Raw genomic sequence first — 17,961 nt, 5'->3', positions numbered from 1 at the left:
CTTTTGAGAGGATAGCGAGATGGACTTCAACGATTCCCCCGAAGAAGCCGAGTATCGCGCCACCGCGCGCAGCTGGCTGGAAAAGAACGCCGCCGAGCACAAGGCGCAGAACCACGCCGACGACATGGCGGCCGGCAAGGCGTGGCAGAAGCGCAAGGCCGAGGCCGGCTATGCGCAGATCACCTGGCCCAAGGAATGGGGCGGGGCTGGCGGCACGCCGATCCAGTCGGTGATTTTCAGCCAGGAAGAGGCAAAGTTCCCGGTGCAATACGGCTATTTCACCATCGGTCTTGGCATGTGCGTGCCGACGGTGATGGCGTTCGCCAACGACGAGACGAAGAAGCGCTTCGTCGGCCCGGCGCTGCGCGGCGAGGAGATCTGGTCGCAGCTGTTCTCCGAACCAGCCGGCGGCTCGGACGTGGCGGCGATCCGCACCCGTGCGGTGCGGGACGGCGACGATTGGGTGGTGAACGGCCAGAAGGTTTGGACCTCCGGGGCGCATTATTCGGACTATGGCATTGTCCTCGTCCGAACGAATCCGGACGTGCCCAAGCACAAGGGCCTGACGATGTTCTGGCTCGACCTGAAATCGCCGGGCGTCGAGATCCGGCCGATCCACCAGATGTCGGGCGGGTCGAACTTCAACGAGGTGTATTTCACCGACGTTCGCATTCCCGATTCGCAGCGGCTGGGTGCGGTGGACGACGGCTGGAAGGTCGCGCTGGTCACGCTGATGAACGAGCGGCTGGCGGTCGGCGGGGCGAGCGGCGCGAGTCCGAAGGAGATCCTGGCGCTGGCCAAGGACCTCGACGCGGCGGACGGCCCGCTGGTGAAGGATTCGGCGTTCCGTCAGCGGCTGGCCGACTGGTACGTCCAGTCCGAGGGGCTGAAGAACACGCGGATGCGCACGATGACGGCGCTGAGTCGTGGGCAGACGCCGGGGCCGGAAAGCTCGATCGGCAAGATCATTGCCGCCAACGTGCTTCAGGACCTGGGCAATGCTGCGGTCGAGGCGGAGGATCAGTATGGGATCATCAACGATCCGGCGCTGCTGCCGCTCAAGGGCATGTTCCAGGCATCGGTGATGAGCGCGCCGGGCCTGCGCATTGCCGGCGGTACCGACGAGATCCTGAAGAACATCATCGCCGAGCGCGTGCTTGGCCTGCCGGGCGAGATCCGGACGGACAAGGATGCGGCGTTCAAGGATCTGGTGGGCTGATCGTCGGGTGGCGACTGCCTCTCGCGATGCGGGGGGTGGTCGCTGCTGATCGGTGCGGGCGGTTGAGCTTGTTTGCGGCGGGACGTCGCGTGGAGATTGCGGCGCAAATGCGTACTGCCTCAATCAGCGCTACCTTAGCGGCACGCTGTTGAGATCCGACCGACCCTGGCACCTGGGAATATCGTGCCGCCTTCGGCGAGACCTATGCCAAACGCGTCGCGTCATGCCGGGCTAGTCCCGGCATCCACGGTGCCGCAAACTCTTTGTGATTGAATTTGCGGAATAGTGGATCCCGGCACAAGGCCGGGATGACGCAATCTGTAGGGCCTCACGTGCGTTTCGCAGAGGCCGCCGTCCGGTTACGAAAGCGTCCGCAATAATTGGCGTGCATGCCAGCCTTGTTCCGCAACTGGGCCCTGGCCTTCGCCGGGGCGGCGGATAGTTTGATGGGCGTGCGCTCACTTCGCTTGTCCGGCTGCGGCTGGGACCATGGCGCGGTGATTGTCATCTCGAGGGCAGGCGGTAGCTTAGCTGGATGGACGACCTCTCGGGCGAGATCGCGATCGCGCTGCTGTTCGCCGTGCCGTTGCTGGAGCCGTGGCTGACGCGGCGCTTCGAGACGAACTGGTGGCGGCTTGCACTGGTTGTGGCAACGGGCCTGATCTTGTCCCCTTTGGTCACGGTGCCCGTGCCGCGTGCCGCCGCAAATTACTTTAGAATAATGTGCCTGGTTGTGGGTGGCGCGATGGTGGTGATTGGCATTCCACGCGTCATTCGTGAGATGCGAGCGGCTGCGCGGCCGTAGGGCCGCATACCTCGGAAGCGCTCAATCGGCGCTCTGTCCCACCCGCTACTTCAGGAGCCGGACGAACGGCGCGGGATCGTCGAGGCGGAAGGCAATCGCGGTGTAGCGGCGCGTGCGCCATCGTGCGGTGCGTGCGATCGGACGGTTGAGCCGGAGGAGGACGTTGGGCCAGGCGAGCAAAGCGGCGTTGAGCGTCATGGGATCGCGTATGTCCTCGCCGGTGAAGCCCATTTCGATGCTGGCGATGGCGTCGAGCGGCACCGCCTGGTCGATCAGAAGGCCGCCGCGCACCTGCACCCCATCGGGCGTCAGCAGGACCGGGCGGAAGCGGAAGGATTTCACCAGGCCGATCAGATAGACGAAGCCGAGGTCGCTCAGCACGAACATCACGATGGCGGCGGTGCGGCTCCAATGGCCGACGAGCAGGTGATAGACCGCGATCTCGATCGCGGAGAGGATCAGCAGCGCCGCGCACATCGGCGTCAGATGCTTGTGATAGCCAAAGGCGCGCGCGTCGGCCGGCACGTCCGCCGGCCCACCCCAGCGGAACAGCGCCATGTGGAGCATGGTCAGTTCGGCAGCGGCGAGCCGCACCAGCGCGGGCGGGAATATCTCGGCCAGCGCGCGTTGCCAGCGATCGGCGGCGCTGCCGGTGGTGCGGTGAAGCGCGCGGCGAGCGCGGTGCGTCGCCCAGCCGACATGCGCGACGATCAAGGCGATCATGGACGCGGCGAGAAGTGGTGTTTCGATCAGGGCGGCGCGCAGCGGCGCGGGTGTGCCGAGCGCGACTACAACACTGGCGCCGGCAAGCGCCCCGAGCACGGCGCGCGCTGGTGGCCGCCGGCCGGGTGCGCGCGCGATCAGGGCGAGCGTCAGCGTATCCGCCGCGATCCAGGTGAACAGCAGCAGAGCGGCGAGCGGATAAGCGGCGGCGAGCGGGGTACGCACCGCCCAGCCTGCCAGCGCCATGACGATGATGGAAAGGATCGTCGCCGCGAGCGCCCGTCGCGCCGGATCGATGCGGGAATGGCTGATGCGGGATTGCGCAGTCATCGAAAGCCCCCTCAAGCATGCGGGGCGATCAGAGATGCCGGAGTCGCGCCGCGCCGTCCGAAACTCTACGCCTTCGGGCTGTGCGATCCCAGCGGCGCGCGCCGGTTTTGGAGCGACAAGGGCTGCGACGGCCGGGTTGGGCGCGAGCGCGACCTTGAGCCGTTCACAGCGTGGCGATCGTGGTGCGTCCTCAGGCCGCGACCACAATGCGCGCGCTCAGTCCTTCTTTCGCGTGAACAGCACCGCAGCCGCGACCGCGGCGGAGCCGATGCCGACGCCCAGGCCGATCTTGCCGAGGTTCCATCCGCGGGTCTTGCGGTCCTTTTCCGCGCCCTTGGCGGCGTCCTTGTGCTGCTTAGCGGCGGCAGCGGCGGCGAGGATCTCATTGGGTTGGTCGGACACGCTTACTCTCCTTTGCCGCGCTGGTATCGCGACCGGAACGCATCGGCAAAGGCTTTGAGCCGCCGCTCGGCGATCGCGGCGCGCAGGTCGGCCATCAGCATTTCGTAGAAGAAGATGTTGTGCTCGGTCATCAGCATCGCGCCGAGGATCTCACCCGCGCGGACCAGATGATGCAGGTACGCGCGGCTCCAGGTGGTGCAGGTGGGGCAGGTGCATTCGGGATCGAGCGGGCCCTGATCCTCGTTGAAGCGTGCGTTGCGGATGTTGATTGGGCCGGTGCGGGTGAACGCCTGGCCGGTGCGGCCGGAGCGCGTCGGCAGCACGCAATCGAACATGTCGACGCCGCGCTCGACCGCGCCGACGATGTCGTCGGGCTTGCCGACGCCCATGAGGTAGCGTGGCTTGTCTGCGGGGAGTTGGCCGGGGGCGAAATCGAGGCAGCCGAACATCGCCTCCTGCCCTTCGCCGACGGCAAGGCCGCCGATGGCATAGCCGTCGAAGCCGATGTCGATCAGCGCGTCGGCGCTGGCCTTGCGGAACCCCTCGTCGAGTGCGCCCTGCTGGATGCCGAAGATGGCGTTGTTGGCGGCATGGTCGCCGCCACCGTCGAAGGCGTCGCGTGAGCGCTTCGCCCAGCGCATCGAGCGCTCCATCGCGGCGGCCTGCACCTCGCGCGTCGACGTGGTCGGCACCAGTTCGTCGAACGCCATGATGATGTTGGAGCCGAGCAGCCGCTGGATCTCGATCGAGCGTTCGGGGCTGAGCAAGTGGCGCGTGCCGTCGAGATGCGATTTGAAGGTGATGCCTTCTTCGGATCGCTTGGTGAGATCCGACAGGCTCATCACCTGATAGCCGCCCGAATCGGTGAGGATCGGCTTGTCCCAGCCCATGAAGCGGTGGAGCCCGCCGAGGCGCGCGACCCGCTCGGCGCCGGGGCGGAGCATCAGGTGGTAGGTGTTGCCGAGGATAATGTCCGCGCCGGCAGCCTCCACGTCGGCGGGCTTCATCGCCTTGACGGTAGCGGCGGTGCCGACGGGCATGAAGGCGGGCGTGCGGATGGTGCCGCGCTGCATGGCGATGCTGCCGGTGCGGGCGGCGCCGTCGGTGGCGGCGATGGTGAAGGCGAAACGACTGGTCATTCGAGGGGCTTACTTCCGCTTCTTTCCGTCTTTGGGTGGGCCGTCGTCACCAAAGACGCGGGCACGAATGGTCAGGAGCTCGGCGCGGGTGAGGAGCCCGTCCTTGTCGCGATCGTAGCGGGTGAAATATTCGGAAAAGCGCGTCTGGAGCTCGCGGAGCGATACGCGATTGTCGCCGTCGCGATCCACTTCGAACGGGCTGGGCAGCGCGTTGCGATCGCCCAGGAACCGCTCGGCCCAATCGGCAAAGGCGAGGTAGCCGAGCGTGCCGGCCTTGGCCGTGTCGATGGTGTTGAACGCGGCGATGAGACCGTCTTCCATCTCCTCACGCGTGACGCGCGCGTCGCCGTCCGCGTCGAAGGTCGCGATCAGCAACGCAGCCGGCTCATAGGCCATGGTGGCGGGCGGCTGGGCGGCGCCGGGGCGCGGGCCGGTGACCTCGATCGGAGCGGCCTGGAGAAGAAGGGAGAGGATCAGCATGGTACGCCACTATCACGAAAGCCGTGCCATCGCGGCACCGGGGCGGGTGCGTCAATGGCTAACCGCGGCACAACCTAAGCTGCGCTGATGACGCAAGCTGCTGAAAAGGCAGCGATGTGATTGTGGTGGTGCTGGATGCCCGACAAGGACTCGAACCTTGATTGACGGAGTCAGAGTCCGCTCTCTTACCATTAGAGGATCGGGCAACAGCCGCGTCGCAGCGGTGAAGCGGCGACAGGTCGGTGGCTCTAATCGCGCGATTTGAGAAGGTCAAGCGCCTGTTTGCGGTGGCGGGTTGCAGAGGGGTGCCGCGCACGCTAGCTTCGCTTTCAAGCACCGAGCGGGACCATCCCGTGACGGAAGAAAAGAAGAAAGAATCACGGCACGTGGCGCATCATCACGCCGACCTGCCGTACCGGCGCGATCGCCGCGCCCGTCCGGCAAGCGAGGGCTCGCAAAAAGCCCCCTTTCGCCAGCATTTCGCGCGTCATTACGCCGCGCTGGATCTCGGCACCAACAATTGCAGGCTGCTGATCGCACGGCCGCAGGGCGATGGCTTTGCGGTGGTCGACGCCTTTTCGCGCATCGTGCGGCTGGGCGAGGGGCTGGCGACCAGCGGCAAGCTGTCCGACGCGGCGGTGGAGCGGACGATCGGCGCGCTGCGAATCTGCGCCGACAAGCTGAAGCGGCGCAACGTGACACTCGCGCGGTCGGTCGCTACCGAGGCGTGCCGCCGCGCCAGCAACGGCGCGGCCTTCATCGAACGCGCCTATCAGGAGACGGGCATCCACCTCGACGTGATCTCGGCCGAAGAAGAGGCGCGGTTGGCCGTGCTTGGCTGCCACGTGCTGCTGGAGCCTGGCAATGCGCCGGCGCTCGTCTTCGACATCGGGGGCGGCTCGACCGAGCTGGTGCTGATCGACACGTCGACCACCGTGCCGACGGTGATCGACTGGCATTCCGCGCCCTGGGGCGTGGTGTCGCTGACGGAAAGTGCGGGCGGTGGCGAAGGACCGGCGGGGCTGGCCTCGGCCTATGAGCGGATGCGCATCCTGGTGCGCGAGAGCTTTGCGCCGTTCGCCGCGCGGCTGCCGAAGTTCGACGGGCCGCGGCGGTTGCTGGGCACGTCGGGCACGGTGACGACGTTGGCGAGCGTGCATCTGGAGCTCGACCGCTACGACCGCGCGCAGGTCGACGGGCTGATCGCGCCCGCCGCATCGATGCGCGCGATCAGCCAGCGGCTCGCGCATCTGTCGATCGCCGATCGGGCAAAGCTGCCGTGCATCGGGCGCGAGCGCGCGGACCTGGTGGTGGCGGGCTGTGCGATCCTGGAGACGATCCTCGACCTGTGGCCGGCCGAGCGGCTGGGCGTGGCGGATCGCGGCATTCGCGAGGGTATCCTACGCCGCCTGATGGCGAGCGCAGCATGAGGAACGCAGCATGAGGGGCGGGGGTGGCCTGCGCACGCGGGTGAAGACCGCGCGAGGCCGTACGGCGCAATCGACGCGCTGGCTGGAGCGGCAGCTGAACGATCCGTACGTCAAGCGCGCGAAGGCCGAAGGCTATCGCAGCCGCGCGGCGTACAAGCTGATCGAGCTGGACGAACGGTTCGAGTTCCTGCGCGGCGCCAAGCGGATCGTCGATCTGGGCATGGCGCCGGGCGGGTGGAGCCAGGTAGTGCGCCGCAAGCTGCCGGGCAGCGCGGTGGTGGGCATCGACCTGTTGCCGGTCGATCCGCTGGACGGCGTGACGATCCTGCAGATGGACTTCATGGCGGACGAAGCGCCCGAGCGGCTGATCGAGGAGCTAGGCGGCGCACCCGACGTCGTGCTGTCCGACATGGCGGCAAACACGGTGGGGCATCCGCAGACGGACGCGCTGCGCACCATGGCGCTGGTCGAAGCGGCGAGCGATTTCGCGATTTCCGTGCTGCGGCCGGGCGGCACCTTCGTCGCCAAGGTGTTTGCCGGCGGCGCCGATTCGACGCTGGTGGCGCTGCTGAAGCGCAACTTCGCTACGGTAAAACATGCCAAGCCGCCGTCGAGCCGCAAGGGATCGGTGGAATGGTTCGTGGTGGCGCAGGGTTTCAAGGGGCGTGCGCAGGGCGGGATCGACGACTGATCTGCGGCATTGGGCGGGTAGGATGTCACCTAGAACTCTAGGCCACGCGAGCAGATTTGGATGTCCGGTTCCGCCCCATTAGCGGACATTGCTAGGATCATCGGGCCAACGGCCCGCCTCAACGATCTGGGCTAATCCTCTAACGGTAAGCGGCCGCAACTCTCTACCGAACCAACGGGCTAGCAGCCATGAGCAAGCCACCAAGAGAATAAGAGCCAGCGGAACTGCTGCCAGCTTCGGCCATTGCAAAAACACCGATATGACCCCGGCGATCGCACCGAATACGATCGTCGCGACAATACCGAACAGCGTAGCGCGTGGGCTTGCACCCTCCGTGCTGAAAAACTCACGCTACTGACATTCAACCGGACCAAAGTCGGTGCCGAACCGCTTGTGAAGCTCGTCGAATAGTTCGGCTGCGTCGTCGCCGTCGACGCCAAGGTCATGCACAATGCGGGCGTCTAGCGTCGCCTTGCGGGCTGGCACGCCTTGCACGTCAACGAGAAGATGCAGCACCGCCGCTGTCGGATCGTCATTTATGGTCGCATGCTACCGCTCGGGCGAAAGGCCGCAAACCTCCCATCAGCGGACCATCGGCGGCAGGCTTGCGCCACACCAAGGACAAAAGCCGATCTCGATTGCGCTGCAACCGCCGTCATGAACCATAAGGCCATAGCCACCGTTCATTTCCGTCACGAAGCTATCCGGGCAATCTAACCGATCGCTGTGGACGGCACAGCTTCGGTTTAAGTCGTCAGCCATTCGCGTGCAGCATGGTGTTGGGATCATGCCGTTGTATGGCGCTTACGAGACATCGTAAGCAACGTCCGCTTTCCTCCCAAAACCGGACGTTCAGGTCGGCATTGAACCGTTGGAGCCACTTTAGGCGGCGGTGCCGGCCGACGTCGGAGACGAGCTATGCAAGCGCCAATTCCGGCCGACGGGTGCGCCAGCGTTGTTCCGCGTCTCGGGGCCGCCCTTTGCCGGTGACGGCGGATCGGGTCGGCTGAATCACATTCACAAACGAAAAGGGCCGCAGCGTTGCCGCTGCGGCCCTTTTCGTGTCGCTGACGCGTCCGCTCAGCCGTCGTAGTCGGCGCCGAGGTTCTGGTTGCGCGGCGGGGCGGCGGCGGTGAGGCGCAGCGCCTCTGCCGATGCCGCGAGCGAGCCGACGGCGTCTGCCTCTTCCTCGTCGTCGATCTGCACGCGCTGCAGGCTCTGCACCACGGCTTCCTTCAGATCCTTGGGCTTGATCGTCTGCTCCGCAATCTCGCGAAGCGCGACGACCGGGTTCTTGTCCCGATCGCGGTCGATCGTCAGTTCGGCGCCACCTGACACCTGCCGCGCGCGCTGAGCGGCGAGCAAAACCAGATCGAACCGGTTGGGGATCTTGTCGACGCAATCCTCGACCGTGACGCGCGCCATAGACGCTTCCTTCGCTAAAACTACTGCTGGATAAGGGCAGGCGATCTAGGCGCAGGGCGCGGCCAAGTCAAGGAAAGCCGGGTCCTTGCGGTGCTGCGCCGCTCGGTTCACATCGTCGCGTAATGAACAGCGCGCGCCCTTTCGACGTTGCCGGCAACCGGCTGACCCTGCTGACCAGGGGGCCGGAGCGACTGGATGCCCTGGTCGACCTGATCGGGGGTGCGAAGCGCACGCTGCGCATCTTGTATTATATCTATGCCGACGACCATTCGGGAAAACGGGTCAACGAAGCCCTGATCGCGGCTGCCGGGCGCGGCGTCGACGTGTCGCTGATCGTCGACGGCTTCGGCAGCGACGATGCGGCGGATCGGCGCTTTTTCGATCCACTGGAGGCCGCCGGCATATCGGTCTGTCGCTTCGTGCCGCGGCTGGGGCGACGCTATCTGCTGCGCAACCACCAGAAGCTGGCGCTGGCCGATGCCGAGGACGGCAGCCCGCGCATCATCGTTGGCGGCTTCAACATCGAGGACGATTATTTCGGCACCGTCGGCGACCAGGCGTGGCGCGATCTGGGGCTGCTGGTCGAGGGACCGGCGGCGGGGCGGATCGCCGGCTATTTCGATGCGCTGCACGATTGGGTGCAACAGCCGAAGGGCAAGCTGCGCCATCTCAATCGCGCGCTGTCGCAGTGGAGCGAGCGGGAAGGGGAGGTGCGCTGGCTGATCGGCGGGCCGACGCGGCGCCTGTCGCCGTGGGCGCGGGCGGTGCGCACCGACATGCGGCGCGCGGAACGGATCGACATCATCGCGGCGTATTTCACGCCGAGCCCCAGCATGTTGCGGCAAATCGACCGGGCGGGGCGGCAGGGCCGCACGGTGCGCGTGATGACCGCGCGCAAATCGGACAATAACGCCACCATCGCGGCGGCGCGCTTCACCTATCGCGGGCTGTTAAAGCGCGGCATCCGCGTGTTCGAATATCTGCCCACCAAGCTGCACACCAAATTATATGCGGTGGACCATGCGGTGCACATCGGCAGCGCCAATTTCGACATGCGCAGCCTGTTCATCAATCTGGAGCTGATGCTGCGGATCGACGATGCCGCGTTTGCCCGGCACGTGCGCGATTATATCGATGGCGAGATCGAGCAATCGGAAGAAATCACCATGGCGCGCTACATGGCGGCGACGGGGCTGTGGCAGCGCGCCAAGCAGTTCGTCGCCTATCTGCTGGTCGGCGTGGCGGACCCGGTGGTGTCGCGCACGCTGAACTTCGGGATCGACGAATAACGATTGGGCCAAGGCTGTCACGGCTTCGCAACATTGCCGTCATGCCCGAGTCTCTGAACCTCCATTTGGCTGTCACGTCCCGCGCCTAGCGCCGCGAGCAAGGGGGACGGGCATGTGGCCTGACTCTCCCGCGGTCCAGGGGACGGACCGATCAGCTCAACGGGAGTCAGAAATGCTCAGCTTCAGCCGCCACCATTTTCTTGCTGGCACCGCCTGCCTTCTGCTCGCCGCCTGCGGGGCGGACGATGTCGCATCGCCGGGTGCCGGCGCCATCGACGTGATCGTGAACCCGGCTCCTGCGCCCTCGCCAACGCCGACCACCCCGACGCCTTCGCCGATCACCGCAGCGCAGTTCGCCGTTGCCACGAACCAGAGCGGCGTAACCATCACGCAGGAGGAGCAGTTCGCCCTCGTCAACGCCGGCACTAACAACAATGTCAGCGGCGCCGGCGGCCTGAACGGCATCTATCCGGTGAGCAACACGCCGCTCACCACGCCGAGCAACCCGGCGACGCTGGGCAGCTTCTTCACCTCGACCAACTTCGTCGGCGCGGTGAACGGCCCCAATGACACGTCGTTCCAGGATTGGACCTGCAACTCCTCGTCGGCGAACTTCGGCGGCACGACCGCGGCCTGCACCGCCGTGCCGAACGTCGGTTCGGGCGGCTCGAGCGCGGCTTGCCCGACCGGCACGACCGACGACGGCATCGTTGCCACCTTCCGCGCCTGCCGCCTGCCGGCGGTGATCGGCGCCAGCCTGACGCTGCCGAAGATCGCCGGCGTGTTCTACCGCTTCCGCGGCCAGACCGAAGTGGGTGTCGATGTCGGCTCGACCGGCGCCGACTCGGGCGTGACGCTGACGATCGAGCCGGGCGTCGTGCTCGCCGCCGACTCGAGCGAAGCGTCGAACGACCTGCTCCTGGTGAACCGCGGCAGCCGCATCAACGCGGTCGGCACCGCCGCCGCCCCGATCATCTTCACCTCGCAGCAGAACCTGAGCAACAACGGCGTGTCGGATTCGACCCAAGGCCAGTGGGGCGGTTTGATCCTGCTGGGCCGTGCACCGACCGCGGTCTGCGCAGCGGGCACCGGCCCGAACAATGCGGCTGGCACCAGCCCGACCTGCCAGGCGCCGATCGAGGGCGTTCCGGGCCGCTTCTACGGTGGCACCAACCAGGCCGATAACTCGGGCAACCTGCAATATGTGCAGATCCGCTACACCGGCATCGCGATCAGCGAAGGCAACGAGCTGCAGGGCCTGACGCTGGGCGGCACCGGCAGCGGCACGACGATCGATCACGTGCAGAGCCACAATTCGGCGGACGACGGCATCGAGATCTTCGGCGGCACGACCAACCTGAAGTATTTCGTGGTCACCGGCTCTGACGACGACGCATTCGACGTCGACAACGGCTGGCGCGGCTTCATGCAGTTCATCATCGCGGCGCAGAAGGCCGGTGGTGCAACTGCCGACTCGTTCGCAACCGAGATCGACTCGAACGGTGCCGAAGACCTGCTGCCGCGCACCTACGGTCGTTACGCCAACTTCACCTTCATCCAGACCGCTCCCTCGGCACCGGCAGCGATCCGCCTGCGTGGCGGCGCGGACTTCGCCTTTGTGAACGGCGTGGTGAAGACGGCGTCGGGCCAGGCCTGCATCAACCTGATCGCCGGTGCCGGCTCGGGTGACACGCGCACCACGATCCGTCCGGCGAATGCGGACCTGCAGGACGTCGGCCCGCCGACCTTCAACTCGGTCTACTTCCAGTGCCAGGGTCGCTGATCCTCGGCCGCAGTTGCTGACCAAAGCGGGCCTGCCGCGCGCCTTGCGCGCGATGGCGGGCCCGCTCCCTGCCAATTCACCGGAAGACCTGATCATGCGCCAGCGCGCCCTTTATGCCTCCCTGCTCCTCGTGACGACCACGTTCGTCACCCCAGCCGCGCTGGCGCAGGTCGCGCCGTCCGGCGGCGCGCCGACCGCAGGGCCGAGCACCGCCACCATCTCGCCGTCTGCCGAGCAGACGCCGACCGATCCCAGCGCAGCCGATCCCAGTGCCGCGACGCAGTCGGCGCCGCTGGCCGAGGAGCAGGAGGCCGAGGTGTCGGCGCCCGGCGTCGATGCCAATGCCGGCGGCGACATCGTGGTGGTGGGGCGCAACATTCCCAACACCGTGCGCTCCACGGCGCAGGTGATCAGCGTATTGTCGACCGCCGACATCGCGCGGACCGGCGAAGGCGATATCGCCGGCGCGCTGACCCGCGTGACCGGCCTTTCGGTTGTGGGCAACGGCTATGTCTTCGTGCGTGGCCTCGGCGATCGCTATTCCTCCGCGCTGCTGAACGGATCGCCGCTGCCGAGCCCCGAGCCGCTGCGCCGCACCGTGCCGCTGGACATCTTTCCGACCAGCATCGTCGGCTCGGCGCTGGTGCAGAAGACCTATTCCGCCAATTACCCCGGTGAATTCGGCGGCGGCGTGATCAACCTGACCACCAAGGCGATCCCGGACGAGAATTACGTCACGATCGGCGGATCGGGCGGGATCGACACGCAGACCACCGGCAAGCTCGGCTACACCTATTTCGGCTCCAAGACCGATTGGCTGGGCTATGACTCGGGCGAGCGGAAGGTGCCGGGCTTCCTGCGCGACGCCCCGAACGGAACGGGCGTGATCCCGACCGCGCAGGTGGCGCAGCTTTCCAATGCGCGCACCACGCTGCTCCAGCGCAACCAGGATATTCCGGCGAACTGGTCCGCCGACCTCAACGTCGGCCTAGTGGGCGAATTGGGTGCGGGGCGCATCGGCATGATCGCCACCGGCGGCATCTCGAATACGTGGCGCACACGCGACACGACGCAGCAGGACACGATCAGCGCCGACGGCACGCTGCGCAACGATTTCGACACGGTGATCACCGACAATCGCGCGGTGGTGAACGGCCTGCTAGGCTTCGGCTACGAATTCGACGAAAACCGCATCCGCTGGACCAACGTGTATATCCACGACACGCTGAAGCAGGGCCGCGCGTCGGCGGCGACGGTGTACAACAATTCGTCGGGCAACCCGATCTTCCAGCAGAACACCAACTGGTTCGAGCGGCAACTGATCGAAACGCAGCTGGTCGGCGAGTTCAAGCCGATCGACGATCTGTCGGTCGACGTGCGCGGCGCGTACGCCAATTCGAAGCGCAATTCGCCCTACGAGCGCCAGTTCGTTTACAACTGCAACACCAACCTCAACGTTCAGGTGACCAGCCCGATCGGCGGCACCCCGCTGAGCTGCCCGGGCGTGTGGCAGGCAACCAACGCCTTCGGCCGCTTCGCCACCGTGGTGTTCAGCGAATTGGAGGAGAACCTCTACTCCGGCCAGGCAGACGTGGCGTACAAGCTGCCCGGCGACCGGCCGTTCACGCTGTCGGCGGGTTATTATTACTCGCAGAACGATCGTACCTCGATCCGCCTGCCGTTCACATACCAGACCACCACGGGCCGCGAGATCCCGTTCCCGTGCAACCTGTTCCGCCCGGATTACCTGCTGTCGCCCGACGTGCTGAACGGCTGCCCGGTGGCGACCACCGGCACGCAGGCGGAAAATGCCGTCCAACTGCGCTTCGACTCGGGCCTGAACGGCTCCTTCGCTTATGACGCGAGCCTGCGCATCCATGCCGGCTACGTGCAGGCCGAAGCGGAGGCGATCGACGGCATCCGCGCGATCATCGGCGTGCGGTATGAGACTGCCAAGCAGGAGGTGACGCCGATCGGCGCGGTTTCCACGCGCCTGAACAACGATTACTTCCTGCCGGCGGCGACGCTGACGTGGAATTTCGCGCCCGACATGCAGCTGCGCCTCGCGGCGGCAAAGACGATCGCACGGCCGCAGTTCCGCGAGCTGGCGCCGCAGGCGTTCCGCGATTTCGAATCGGATCGCCTGTTCTTCGGCAACCCGAACCTGCGCGACTCCAAGCTCTACAACCTGGAAGCGCGCTACGAATGGTTCTTTGACCGCGATCAGCGGATCACCGCTGCCGGTTTCTACAAGCGGATCGACAATCCGATCGAGCAGGTCGGCTTCTATCCGACGCCGGACGCGCGGTTGCAGACCGGCTTCACCTATCTGCCGCGCGCCTCGCTGTGGGGCGGCGAAGTGGAGGTGCAGAAGTACATTCCGCTCGACTTCATCGCCGACGCGATGGCCGGCAAGCGTGCGGTGATCATCGCCAACTACACCTATACGCAGTCACAGATCACGGCGAACTCGCAGTGCGTGCCGAGCGTCCTTGGCGTATCGCTGGGCGGATGCGCCGACGGCTTTGCGCCGGCGAACCTCCAGTTCCGCGACGGCGCGCCGCTGACCGGCCAGTCGGACCATCTGGTGAACCTGCAGCTCGGCTATGAGGATCGCGACAACGACATGCAGGCGACGCTGCTGTTCAACTACGCCAGCGACCGCGTGACCAATCGCGGCCCCGCGCTGCTGTCGGGTGTCGGCTTCCAGCCCGACATCATCGAGAAGCCCGGCATCCGCGTCGACTTTGTGGCGCGCCAGACGGTCGATTTCCTCGGCACACGGGTCGAGCTGAAGGGCGAGGCGCGCAACCTGACGGGCACGCGCTATCAGGAGCGGCAGACGTTCGACGATGGCCGTCAGGTCTTCATCAACCGCTACGAGCAGGGCCGGACCTTCACGCTGGGCGCGAGCGTCACCTTCTGACGCGGCGCAGCGGGCCGGGTGCCCGCGCCAGCCCCGATTGCTGCGCCCCGGATCGAAACCATGCGATCCGGGGCGTCTGCTTGTGGCGGCAAGCCGTTGAGACCAAGCAGGAGGTGGCGAGGCAGGGCAAGAAGGGGCATGGCGGGCAGGCTCGCAACCTATTACACAGGCCTGCAATGTCGCTGTAACATCGCGGACCTAGCGGGGGCTGCGCGGGGATTGGCAACTACATGCGTTTGAACTTCGACGCCCGCGCGAAGGCGATCCTCCGGCGGGTGCCGGTCGTGAACGTCTACTCGCTGGCGGAACTGGTGCTGATCGGCGCGCTCGCCACACAGTGCGCGCGGCTGATGTGGACGGTGGTGACGCCGGTGACGCCGCTGGGCGAGTGGCGACCGGCAGGCGTGGTGCTGCCGAGCGCGCCGGCCGATGTGCTGCGTGGTTTTGATCCGTTTTTCCGGTTGAGCGGCGCGGCCAATCCGTCGGGCGCCGGGGTGGTGACCTCCTTGCAGCTGACGCTCTACGGCACACGGATCAACGAGGCGACGGGGCGCGGCTCGGCGATCCTGGCCGGGCCGGACAATGTGCAGCAGAGCGTGGCCGTCGGCGAAGAGATCATGCCCGGCGTGGTGCTGAAGGAAGTCGCCTTCGACCATGTGGTGATCGAGCGCGGCGGCACGCGCGAGGATCTCTTTCTCGACCAATCGGCGGGCGGCGCGACGCCGACCCCGCTTCCCGGCGATGCCCAATCGGTCGCCGCGCCTCCACCTACTTCAGGAATTACCGTGCAGCAGTTCCAGCGTGAGATCGGCTTCGTGCCGCGTGTTGAAGGTGGGCGAATCAGCGGCCTTGTCGTCCGGCCGTCGGGCTCGGGCGAGGCATTCCGCTTGGCGGGCCTGAAGGACGGCGACATCGTCGTCGAGATCGGCGGCCGGGCGGTACAGGGGCCGGGCGATGTCGAGCGGCTGGCGACGCAATTCGGCGATGGCGGCACCATGGCGATCACCGTGGAGCGGGGCGGCCAGCGCCTGCCGCTGAGCGTGCAGGTGGCCGGGCAATGAGGCGCTGGCTTCTCGCGCCCGCGCTGGCGCTCGTCCTGAGTGCGCAGGTGCAGGCGCAAACCACGCTGAATGTGCGCGATGCCGACATTCGCGCGTTCATCGCGGATGCAGCCAAGGTGACCGGGCGCACCTTCATCATCGACAGCCGGGTGCAGGGCAAGGTGACGGTGGTGACCGACCGCCCGCTGAGCCGGTCCGAATATTTCGAGGTGTTCCTCTCGACGCTGCGCGCCAATGGGCTCGTCACGGTGCCGACCGCAACCGGCGCGCTGCGCGTGCAGCCGATCGAGAATGCCGCGGCCAATCCGGGGCGGATCGGATCGGCCGGCGCCGCGCGCAACCAGTTCGTGACGGAAATCGTGCGGCTGCGCTCCATCGATGCGCAATCGGCGGTCGACACGGTGCGCCCGCTTGTTTCGGCGCAAGGATCGGTCAGCGCCAACCGGGCCGGCAGCTCGATCGTGATCGCCGACTTCGCCGACAATGTGCGCCGCGTGCGCGAGGTGCTGCGGCGGATCGATACCGACAACAATTCGACCCGCGTGGTGGCGCTGAAGAATGCCGGTGCGCGCGATATCGCCACGGCATTGCAGGGGCTGCTGGGCACTCCCGCGCAGGGGCAGACCGCGACTGCCAGCGTGGTGGCGGTGGAAGGCGCGAACTCCGTTGCGCTGCGCGGCGACCCGTCAACGGTGGCGCGGCTGGCGCAGGTGGCGCTCGACCTCGACCAGAAGGCGAAGAGCGGAACCGAGATCCGTGTCGTTTTCCTGGAACATGCCGACGCGGCGCAGCTTCTACCGGTGCTCCAGCAACTCGTCGGGCAGACGCCCGATCAGGTGCCGCAGAACCAGCTGAGCCAATCGAACTTCGGCGCGACGACCAGCGCCAATGGCGGGGGCGCGCAGCCGAGCGCCAGCACGGGCGGCGGCCAGGCGCAGAGCCAGACCGCGCCGGGCGGCGGATCAAGCGGGCAGGCGGCGGTGCAGGCGCAGGGCGGACGCGCGCCGGCGGTCGTCACGCGCTTCGTGGGCGCGAACGCGATCGTGATCGCCGCACCGGCCGATATCCAGCGGCAGCTCGCCGAGGTGGTGCGGCAGCTCGATACCCGGCGCGAGCAGGTGCTGGTGGAGGCGATCGTCGCTGAGGTATCGGACGTGACGGCGAGCCGGCTCGGCTTTCAGTTCCTGCTCGGCAGCCTGTCGGGCGGCGCGTTCGGCGCGACCAGTTTCTCGAACTCGGCCCCCAATCTGCTGACGATCGCCGGCGCGATCGGCGCGCGCGAAGTGGGCGGGACGAGCACCACGGTGGTGGCGCCGGACGGCACCCGCACGACCACCACCACCGGCAACACGGCGAGCGACGCGCTGGCGCAGCAAGCGATCAACTCGATCCTGGGTGCGGGCGGCGGCTTTGCCGGCTTTGGCGGCAAGATCGCGGGCGACACGATTTTCGGCACGATCATCAATGCCGTGAAGAGCGACACGACGTCTAACCTGCTTCAGGCGCCGAGCCTCATCACGCTCGACAATCAGGAAGCGCGCATCCTGGTGGGGCAGGAGATCCCGATCACCACGGGGCAGGCGCTCAGCCAGAATTTCGACAATGCATTCCGCACGGTGCAGCGCGAGAATGTCGGCATCCAGCTCGAGGTGCGGCCGCAGGTCAATTCGTCGGGTTCGATCAAGCTGTTCCTGCACCAGCAGGTGAGCTCGATCGCCGGGCCGGTGAGCGACGACAATTCGGACCTGATCCTCAACAAGCGCGAGGTGGAGACGACGCTGACCGTCGATGACGGGCAGATCGCAATCATCGGCGGGCTGCTGAGCGACGACGAGCGGCGCACGCTGGAAAAGTTGCCGTTTCTTGGCGACATTCCGGTGATCGGCAATCTGTTCCGCTCCAAGGCGCGGCAGCGGACCAAGACCAACCTGATGGTCTTCATCCGGCCGACGATCCTGCGGTCATCCGATGACAACCGACGCGTGACCGAGCAGCGGTACGGCTATCTGCGCCTGCAGCAGGGGCAGCATAATCCGACGCGCGAACCCTCGATCGACGAGCTGGTGCGCGATTACATGGGGGCGGCGGCGCCGATTCCTTCGGCGCCGGTGCCGGGCAATATCGAGGATCCGCGGATCGCCGTGCCCGTGCAGCGCAATTCCACCGTCACTATCAAGCGGCGCGATCAGTGATCCGGACGGGGCGCGATCTTCCGGTGGAAACGCCGGTGGTGGAGGTGCCGGTCGCGGCAGCGGTGG

At 66.6% G+C, this 17,961-nt stretch carries 16 protein-coding genes and 1 tRNA gene; 9 read left to right on the top strand and 8 right to left on the bottom strand.

Translation table 11 applies throughout. The features are described from left to right. Nucleotides 1-19: 19 nt before the first annotated feature. Together SPDO_RS12285 and SPDO_RS12280 are read left to right on the top strand one after the other, a co-directional pair. Complete coding sequence (locus SPDO_RS12285) at nucleotides 20-1,219, top strand: acyl-CoA dehydrogenase family protein (protein WP_088367771.1); 1,200 nt, start codon at nucleotides 20-22, stop codon at nucleotides 1,217-1,219. Between the two features lie 535 nt (nucleotides 1,220-1,754). Further along, entirely contained in the window at nucleotides 1,755-2,024 is a 270-nt protein-coding gene (locus tag SPDO_RS12280; RefSeq protein ID WP_088367770.1) for a hypothetical protein, read from the top strand. Nucleotides 2,025-2,069: 45 nt separating this feature from the next. Here the strand turns inward: SPDO_RS12280 and SPDO_RS12275 are convergent, their stop codons facing one another. The 5 genes from SPDO_RS12275 to SPDO_RS12255 form a co-directional block, all read right to left on the bottom strand. Then, nucleotides 2,070-3,077 carry a hypothetical protein gene (locus SPDO_RS12275; protein ID WP_088367769.1) on the bottom strand — a complete coding sequence of 336 codons (1,008 nt, stop codon included), beginning with the start codon at nucleotides 3,075-3,077 and terminating at the stop codon, nucleotides 2,070-2,072. A gap of 216 nt (nucleotides 3,078-3,293) precedes the next feature. Further along, on the bottom strand, nucleotides 3,294-3,479 hold the full coding sequence (locus SPDO_RS12270; RefSeq protein ID WP_088367768.1) for a hypothetical protein: 186 nt from the start codon (nucleotides 3,477-3,479) through the stop codon (nucleotides 3,294-3,296). A gap of 2 nt (nucleotides 3,480-3,481) precedes the next feature. Then, nucleotides 3,482-4,618: a tRNA guanosine(34) transglycosylase Tgt gene (gene tgt / locus SPDO_RS12265; RefSeq protein ID WP_088367767.1), complete on the bottom strand. Its 1,137-nt coding sequence runs from the start codon at nucleotides 4,616-4,618 to the stop codon at nucleotides 3,482-3,484. Nucleotides 4,619-4,627: 9 nt separating this feature from the next. Next, nucleotides 4,628-5,098, bottom strand: coding sequence for an EF-hand domain-containing protein (locus tag SPDO_RS12260; protein ID WP_143559651.1), 471 nt, complete (start codon nucleotides 5,096-5,098; stop codon nucleotides 4,628-4,630). Between the two features lie 132 nt (nucleotides 5,099-5,230). Next, nucleotides 5,231-5,304, bottom strand: a tRNA-Gln gene (locus SPDO_RS12255). Between the two features lie 180 nt (nucleotides 5,305-5,484). On the opposite strand from SPDO_RS12255, the gene SPDO_RS12250 reads away from it, so the two are divergent. Together SPDO_RS12250 and SPDO_RS12245 are read left to right on the top strand one after the other, a co-directional pair. Beyond that, a complete protein-coding gene (locus tag SPDO_RS12250) occupies nucleotides 5,485-6,528 on the top strand; it encodes a Ppx/GppA phosphatase family protein (protein WP_088367869.1) in 1,044 nt (347 codons plus the stop codon). A gap of 10 nt (nucleotides 6,529-6,538) precedes the next feature. Further along, on the top strand, nucleotides 6,539-7,219 hold the full coding sequence (locus tag SPDO_RS12245; protein ID WP_088367766.1) for an RlmE family RNA methyltransferase: 681 nt from the start codon (nucleotides 6,539-6,541) through the stop codon (nucleotides 7,217-7,219). A gap of 351 nt (nucleotides 7,220-7,570) precedes the next feature. Here SPDO_RS12245 and SPDO_RS16845 read toward each other — a convergent pair whose 3' ends face one another. The 3 genes from SPDO_RS16845 to rpoZ all read right to left on the bottom strand — a co-directional run bounded on the left by SPDO_RS16845 (nucleotide 7,571) and on the right by rpoZ (nucleotide 8,644). Continuing rightward, nucleotides 7,571-7,735: a hypothetical protein gene (locus SPDO_RS16845; protein WP_158212194.1), complete on the bottom strand. Its 165-nt coding sequence runs from the start codon at nucleotides 7,733-7,735 to the stop codon at nucleotides 7,571-7,573. Nucleotides 7,736-7,801: 66 nt separating this feature from the next. Next, nucleotides 7,802-7,981 carry a DUF6980 family protein gene (locus tag SPDO_RS17385; protein WP_088367765.1) on the bottom strand — a complete coding sequence of 60 codons (180 nt, stop codon included), beginning with the start codon at nucleotides 7,979-7,981 and terminating at the stop codon, nucleotides 7,802-7,804. 318 nt (nucleotides 7,982-8,299) lie between these two features. Further along, nucleotides 8,300-8,644, bottom strand: coding sequence for a DNA-directed RNA polymerase subunit omega (gene rpoZ / locus SPDO_RS12235; protein ID WP_088332004.1), 345 nt, complete (start codon nucleotides 8,642-8,644; stop codon nucleotides 8,300-8,302). Nucleotides 8,645-8,766: 122 nt separating this feature from the next. On the opposite strand from rpoZ, the gene SPDO_RS12230 reads away from it, so the two are divergent. The 5 genes from SPDO_RS12230 to gspD all read left to right on the top strand — a co-directional run bounded on the left by SPDO_RS12230 (nucleotide 8,767) and on the right by gspD (nucleotide 17,895). Then, on the top strand, nucleotides 8,767-9,933 hold the full coding sequence (locus tag SPDO_RS12230; RefSeq protein ID WP_088367764.1) for a phospholipase D-like domain-containing protein: 1,167 nt from the start codon (nucleotides 8,767-8,769) through the stop codon (nucleotides 9,931-9,933). A 172-nt stretch (nucleotides 9,934-10,105) separates the two neighbouring features. After that, a complete protein-coding gene (locus SPDO_RS12225; protein ID WP_088367763.1) occupies nucleotides 10,106-11,716 on the top strand; it encodes a hypothetical protein in 1,611 nt (536 codons plus the stop codon). Nucleotides 11,717-11,810: 94 nt separating this feature from the next. Continuing rightward, nucleotides 11,811-14,642: a TonB-dependent receptor domain-containing protein gene (locus SPDO_RS12220; protein ID WP_088367868.1), complete on the top strand. Its 2,832-nt coding sequence runs from the start codon at nucleotides 11,811-11,813 to the stop codon at nucleotides 14,640-14,642. A gap of 230 nt (nucleotides 14,643-14,872) precedes the next feature. Next, complete coding sequence (locus SPDO_RS12215) at nucleotides 14,873-15,703, top strand: type II secretion system protein N (protein WP_088367762.1); 831 nt, start codon at nucleotides 14,873-14,875, stop codon at nucleotides 15,701-15,703. Further along, nucleotides 15,700-17,895 carry a type II secretion system secretin GspD gene (gene gspD / locus SPDO_RS12210; protein ID WP_088367761.1) on the top strand — a complete coding sequence of 732 codons (2,196 nt, stop codon included), beginning with the start codon at nucleotides 15,700-15,702 and terminating at the stop codon, nucleotides 17,893-17,895. Before SPDO_RS12215 ends, gspD begins: the two co-directional genes overlap by 4 nt. Nucleotides 17,896-17,961: the final 66 nt, after the last annotated feature.

The organism is Sphingomonas dokdonensis, from assembly GCF_002197685.1.
GTDB lineage: Bacteria > Pseudomonadota > Alphaproteobacteria > Sphingomonadales > Sphingomonadaceae > Sphingomonas > Sphingomonas dokdonensis.
This window is presented reverse-complemented; position numbering and strand designations above follow the sequence as displayed.